Consider the following 6,764-nt stretch of genomic DNA (forward strand, 5'->3'; position numbering starts at 1 on the left):
GACATCGTGCGACTCCGACACCTCGCCTCTCACACGTCGGGAATCTCGGAACCGCCGCTCGACACGGCCCTGCCACTCCGCCACGAGCTGCTCACCCGCGGGCGCGACTTCGCAGCGGGAACCGCGTCGCGTTATTCGACGGTGGCATTCGAGGGCATCGCCGCGCTGATCGAGCATGCGACGGGTGCGACCTGGGATGCCGGCACGTTCGACTGGGCCCACCGCATCGGCGCGATCGGCCTCACGCTCGACACCGCGCAGTCGGTCGGCGTTCCCGACGCGGCAGCGGGTGGCCTCGACCTCGACCGCTTCCACGCGACGAGGGCACCGGGCGCAGGGCTCCTGGGCAGAGCCGAGGACCTCCTGCATCTCGGCGCCGAGCTTCTGCGCATCGGCCGCGGCGAGGGCGACGGCATCCTCTCTCCGGCCGGACTCGCCATGATGCGGCGACCGCTGACCGGCGACATCCCCCGACTCGACCCCTATCCCGCCGAGCGCGGACAGGACTGGGGTTTCACCTTCAACCTGCGCTCTCGCGCTCCTGGCCTCGTCGACCGCGACGTCTTCGGCCACGGCGGATGGGCGGGCACCGAGTTCTGGGTGCACCCGGAGGCGGGGATCTGCTGGGTACTGCTCACCAACGCGGCGGTGCGCCCGGGTGTGGACGCCGACGAACTGGACAACGCGGTGGTCACCGCCCTGTAGTCAGTCGGGCTCGCTTGACAGAGGATCGCCCCCTGTCTAGTGTTGACCACATTGAATGAAACGATTCAAAACCTCGATGAAGAGAGAACACCCATGACCCGCGTCGCGTTCCAGTTGCAGGTGCGTCCTGAACTGCTCGACGAATACCTGGCCCGTCACTCGCCCGTCTGGCCCGAGATGCTGGCCGAGATCGCCGCCGCAGGGCGCCGCAACTACTCGCTGTTCCTCGCTGACGGCGGCAGGTTGACCGGCTACTACGAGGTCGACGACGATGCCGCGGCGCAGGCCTACCTCGCCGCCTCCGCCGTCGCCGCACGGTGGGAGGCCGAGATGAGCCGCTTCTTCGTCGGACTCGACGGACGCCCCGACCAGGCCGCCACCGCACTCACCGAGGTGTTCAACCTCGAAGACCAGCTCGCCGACACCGGCGAGCTCTCCGCATCAGATATCGACAACCGCAACGACACCGAAGGCAGCGCCTCATGAGCATCCTCTCGTCCGACAACCTCGCAGCTCTCGAGCAGCAGGGCATCGAGCTCCCCAGCTGGGCGTTCGGCAATTCCGGCACCCGGTTCAAGGTGTTCGGAACCCCCGGCACGCCCCGCGACCCGTGGGAGAAGATCGCCGATGCCGCGCAGGTCAACAAGTACACCGCGCTCGCGCCGTCCGTCGCCCTGCACATCCCGTGGGACCTCGTCGACTCGTTCTCCGATCTGCGCACGTACGCGGAAGACCTCGGCGTGACCCTCGGCACCATCAACTCCAACACCTTCCAGGACGACGACTACAAGTTCGGCGCCTTGACGCATGAAGACCCGACGATCCGCCAGAAGGCGATCGACCACCACCTCGCCTGCATCGACGTGATGGACGCCACGGGCAGCCGCGACCTGAAGATCTGGCTGGCCGAGGGCTCGAACTACCCGGGCCAGGCAGACCTGCGCGGCCGCCAGGACCGCCTGCAGGAGGCGCTGCAGCAGATCTACGCGCGCCTCGGCGATGATCAGCGCCTCGTGCTCGAGTACAAGTTCTTCGAGCCGGCGTTCTACCACACCGATGTTCCCGACTGGGGTACGTCGTACGCTCAGGTCTCGTCGCTCGGCGACAAGGCGATGGTGTGTCTCGACACCGGCCACCACGCTCCCGGCACCAACATCGAGTTCATCGTCATGCAGCTGCTGCGCCTCGGCAAGCTCGGCTCGTTCGACTTCAACTCGCGCTTCTATGCCGACGACGACCTCATCGTCGGCGCGGCAGACCCGTTCCAGCTGTTCCGCATCCTGTTCGAGGTCGTGCGCGGCGGCGGCCTGAACAACCCCGACGTGGCCTTCATGCTCGACCAGTGCCACAACGTCGAAGACAAGATCCCCGGTCAGATCCGCTCGGTGCTCAACGTGCAGGAGATGACGGCGCGCGCGCTGATCGTCGACCGCGACGCCCTGACCGCGGCGCAGAAGTCCGGCGACGTTCTCGCCGCGAACGCCGTCTTCATGGACGCCTTCTACACCGACGTGCGTCCGGCCCTCGCCGAGTGGCGTGAGTCGCGCGGGCTCGCCGCCGACCCGATGGCGGCCTACGCCGAGTCGGGCTACCAGCAGAAGATCGCCGCGGAGCGCGTCGGCGGCGTGCAGGCCGGCTGGGGCGCCTGAGCCCGCACCCTGACCCGTCGGGATGCGGGAGCCGATCCCCGCATCCCGACGCCCCACCGACAGAAGGACGGATGCTGTGAGCGATCAGGTGCTCGACGGACCGCACGGCCCGCTGCGTGTGCGCGTCTACACGCCGATCACCCCCGCGGGCCCCGGCCTCGTCTGGGCGCACGGCGGCGGATTCGCGGCCGGTGAGCTGGAAATGCCCGAAGCCCACTGGGTCGCGCAGAGCTTCGCCGACCGCGGCATCGCCGTGGTGTCGGTCGACTACGCGCTCGCCCCCTTCCCGCGCACCTGGGCCGCAGCAGCCGGAGCGCCCGAGCGCGACGGCGTGCACTACCCCGTCGCCTCCGACGAGGTCGAGGCCGCGTTCCGCTGGGCTGTCGAGTCGGATCTCGCCCGCGGCCCGTGGGCCATCGGCGGAGCCAGCGCCGGTGGCAACCTCGCCGCGGGTGCGGCGCTTCGCCTCAGCCACGGCACGGGTCCGAGGCCCGCGCTCGCGGTGCTCGCCTATCCCACGCTGCACGCCGTGCAGGGAACCCCGGATGCCGGCCTGCGCTCAGCCCTCGACGCGAATCCCGACGCCGACGTGTTCGGCCCGGAGCCGGTGCGCGGGATGTACGAGAACTACCTGGGCACCCCGGCCGAGAGCGGCGACATCTACGCCGTGCCCGGAACGGCATCCGTCGCCCAGCTCTCGCACTTCCCCGCCACGATCATGATCAACGGCGAGGTCGACGAGCTGCGCGTCTCGGGTGAGGCGTTCGGCGCCTCGCTGCGCGACGCGGGCGTCGAACTCGATATCTCGACCGAGCCGGGCACCCGCCACGGCCACCTCAATCAGCCCGAACTCGCAGCGGCGACAGCATCGATCGATCGCTTCGCCGCCCGCATCCTCGCTACGTCTCCAGAGAACAAGGAACAGCCATGACCAACCCCACCGCCGCCGCCCTCATCGAGCGGTCGAACCGCCTGGGCGCCGACCCGAAGAACACCAATTACGCCGGCGGCAACACCTCGGCCAAGGGCACCGAGACCGACCCCGTCACGGGTCAGCCGGTCGAGCTGATGTGGGTCAAGGGCTCGGGCGGCGACCTGGGCACGTTGAAGGAGCAGGGGCTTGCGGTGCTGCGCCTCGACCGCATGCGCGCACTCGTCGACGTCTACCCGGGCCTTGACCGTGAAGACGAGATGGTCGCCGCGTTCGACTACTGCCTGCACGGCAAGGGCGGCGCGGCTCCGTCGATCGACACCGCGATGCACGGCCTCGTCGACGCCGCGCACGTCGACCACCTGCACCCCGACTCGGGCATCGCGATCGCGACCGCTGCAGACGGCGAAGCGCTCACCGCGAAGATCTTCGGCGACAAGGTCGTGTGGGTGCCGTGGCGCCGCCCCGGCTTCCAGCTCGGACTCGACATCGCCGCGATCAAGGCACAGAACCCGCAGGCGATCGGCACGATCCTCGGCGGCCACGGCATCACCGCGTGGGGCGACACCTCGGAGGAGGCCGAAGCCCACTCGCTGTGGATCATCGACACCGCGGCCTCCTACATCGAGGCGAACGGCAAGTCCGACCCGTTCGGCGGTGTCCGCGCCGGCTTCGAGGCACTTCCCGAGGCCGAGCGCCGCGAGCGCGCAGCGGCCCTCGCCGGCACCATCCGCGGCATCGCCTCGACCGACAAGCCGATGGTCGGTCACTTCACCGACTCCGACGTCGTGCTCGACTTCCTCGCGTCCGACCGCGCGCCCGAGCTCGCGGCTCTCGGCACCAGCTGCCCCGACCACTTCCTGCGCACCAAGGTCAAGCCGCTGATCCTCGACCTGCCCGTGACGGCATCGGCCGACGAGCAGATCGCCCGCCTGCACGAGCTGCACACCGAGTACCGCGCCGACTACCAGGCCTACTACGACGCGCACGCGACGAGCGAGTCGCCCGCGATCCGCGGCGCCGACCCGCTCATCGTCCTGGTCCCCGGAATCGGCATGTTCTCGTACGGCGCGAACAAGCAGACCGCCCGCGTCGCCGGCGAGTTCTACGTCAACGCGATCAACGTGATGCGCGGCGCCGAGGCGCTGTCGACGTACTCCCCCATCTCCGACGCCGAGAAGTTCAACATCGAGTACTGGGCGTTGGAAGAGGCCAAGCTGCAGCGCATGCCGAAGCCGAAGTCGCACCAGGGCCGCATCGCCTTCGTGACGGGAGCCGCCAGCGGCATACGGCAAGGCCATCGCCACCCGTCTCGCTGCCGAGGGGGCCTGTGTGGTCATCGCCGACCTCGACCTCGAGAAGGCGCAGGCGGCCGCTGCCGAACTCGGGAACACCGACGTCGCGATCGGCGTCGCGGCGAACGTCGCCGACGCGGATGCCATCCAGGCGGCGCTGAACGATGCCGTGCTCGCATTCGGCGGCGTCGACCTCGTGGTCAACAACGCCGGACTCTCGTTGTCGAAGCCGCTGCTCGAGACGACCGAGAAGGACTGGGACCTGCAGCACGACGTCATGGCCAAGGGCTCGTTCCTCGTGTCGAAGGCCGCTGCACGCGTGCTGATCGACCAGAAGCTCGGCGGAGACATCATCTACATCTCGTCGAAGAACTCGGTCTTCGCCGGCCCGAACAACATCGCCTACTCGGCGACGAAGGCCGACCAGGCGCACCAGGTGCGACTGCTCGCGGTCGAACTCGGCGAGTTCGGCATCCGCGTCAACGGCATCAACCCCGACGGCGTCGTGCGCGGCTCGGGCATCTTCGCCTCGGGTTGGGGTGCGAACCGCGCAGCCACCTACGGCGTCGCCGAAGAGGACCTCGGTCAGTTCTACGCCAACCGCACGATCCTCAAGCGCGAGGTCGTTCCCGAGAACGTGGCGGATGCGGTCTACGTGCTCACCGGCCCCGAGCTGAGCCGCACCACGGGCCTTCACATCCCGGTCGACTCCGGCGTCGCCGCGGCGTTCCTGCGATGACGGTGCGGTCCGTCGCCGCCGTCGACCTCGGGGCGACCAGCGGTCGCGTCATGATCGGGCGGATCGGCGACGGCCGGCTCGATCTCGAGCTCGTCTCGCGGTTCCCGAACGGGCCCGTCGAGCGCGAAGACGGCCTGCACTGGGACTTCGGCGCGCTCTACGAGCATGTCGTCGCGGGGCTCGCCGAGGCCGTACGCCGAGAGCCGGGCATCGAGAGCATCGGAATCGACTCGTGGGCCGTCGACTACGGCCTGCTGAAAGACGGCGAGCTTCTCGCCGAGCCGTTCCACTATCGCGACGAGCGCACGACTCGGGGCGTCGCCGAGGTGCACGCCGAGGCGCCGTTCGCCGAGCTGTACGGGCGCAACGGACTGCAGTTCCTGCCGTTCAACACGCTCTACCAGTACCGCGTCGACGCCCGCCTCGCCGATGCCGACACCGCCCTGCTGATCCCCGACCTCATCGCGTTCCTGCTCACCGGAACAGCTGTGGCCGAGCGGACGAACGCCTCGACGACGGGCCTCTTGGGTGTCGAGACGGGCGAGTGGGACGCGGAGCTGACCGAGCGCCTCGGCATCCCGTCGAGCATCCTGCCCTCTCTCGTCGATCCCGGCGAGACGATCGGCACGCTGCGACCCGAGCTGGCCGAACGCATAGGCACGCAGCTGCCGGTCATCGCGGTCGGCTCGCACGACACGGCATCCGCTGTCGTCGCCGCTCCCCTGTCGACCCCGCACTCGGCCTACATCTCGTGCGGCACCTGGGGCCTGGTCGGCGTCGAGCTGACCGAGCCTGTGCTGACGGATGCCGCGCGCGAGGCGAACTTCACACACGAGCTCGGCGTCGACCGCCGCTACCGCTTCCTGCACAACGTGACAGGGCTCTGGCTTCTGAGCGAGACCGTGCGCGCGTGGGAGACGGAAGACGGAGCGTCGATCGACCTGCCGGAGCTGCTCGCTGCGGCATCCGCGGTCGCGGGCGACGTGCCGCTGTTCGACGCGAACGACTCCTCGCTCAGCGCCCCGGGAGACATGCCCGCGCGCATCGCGGCGCTGCTCGGATCGGACGCACCCTCGACGCGACCCGCCTTCGCCCGGTCGATCGTCGAGTCGATCGCGACGGCGTTCGCGGATGCGGTGCAGGCGGCCGCCGATCTGTCGGGGCGCGAGCTCGACAGCATCCATCTGGTGGGAGGCGGCTCGTTGAACCGTCTGCTGTGCCAGGCCACGGCCGATCGCACCGGTCTTCCGGTATTGGCCGGTCCCGTCGAGGCGACCGCACTCGGCAACGTGCTCGTGCAGGCGCGCGCCCTCGGTGCCGCCCCGGCTTCTCTCGACGAGCTGCGCGCCCTGGTCGCCGCAACCCACGACCCCGAGCGCTTCGACCCGCGCTGACCCGGTCACACGCTCCCTGACCCGCACCCTCCCGCTCTGACCCGCACGCAC

The 6,764-nt window shown here is 69.5% G+C and carries 5 protein-coding genes and 1 pseudogene; all 6 read left to right on the top strand.

Annotated features, from left to right (window positions below):
- On the top strand, positions 1 to 705 hold a 705-nt coding region (locus J7E68_RS04615; RefSeq protein WP_215170283.1), incomplete at its 5' end, for a serine hydrolase domain-containing protein.
- A gap of 93 nt (positions 706 to 798) precedes the next feature.
- Entirely contained in the window at positions 799 to 1,191 is a 393-nt protein-coding gene (locus J7E68_RS04620) for an L-rhamnose mutarotase (protein ID WP_215170285.1), read from the top strand.
- Positions 1,188 to 2,354, top strand: coding sequence for an L-rhamnose isomerase (gene rhaI, locus J7E68_RS04625; RefSeq protein ID WP_215170287.1), 1,167 nt, complete (start codon positions 1,188 to 1,190; stop codon positions 2,352 to 2,354). The genes J7E68_RS04620 and rhaI overlap by 4 nt, the downstream gene beginning before the upstream one ends.
- Positions 2,355 to 2,430: 76 nt before the next feature.
- Positions 2,431 to 3,285 carry an alpha/beta hydrolase gene (locus J7E68_RS04630; RefSeq protein WP_311416338.1) on the top strand — a complete coding sequence of 285 codons (855 nt, stop codon included), beginning with the start codon at positions 2,431 to 2,433 and terminating at the stop codon, positions 3,283 to 3,285.
- A pseudogene (locus J7E68_RS04635) lies at positions 3,282 to 5,319 on the top strand (bifunctional aldolase/short-chain dehydrogenase). Before J7E68_RS04630 ends, J7E68_RS04635 begins: the two are co-directional and overlap by 4 nt.
- Positions 5,316 to 6,713, top strand: coding sequence for a rhamnulokinase family protein (locus tag J7E68_RS04640; protein ID WP_215170291.1), 1,398 nt, complete (start codon positions 5,316 to 5,318; stop codon positions 6,711 to 6,713). The pseudogene J7E68_RS04635 and the gene J7E68_RS04640 overlap by 4 nt, the downstream one beginning before the upstream one ends.
- Positions 6,714 to 6,764: the final 51 nt, after the last annotated feature.

It is taken from the genome of Microbacterium sp. ISL-103 (assembly GCF_018613995.1).
In the GTDB taxonomy this organism is placed as follows: Bacteria; Actinomycetota; Actinomycetes; order Actinomycetales; family Microbacteriaceae; genus Microbacterium.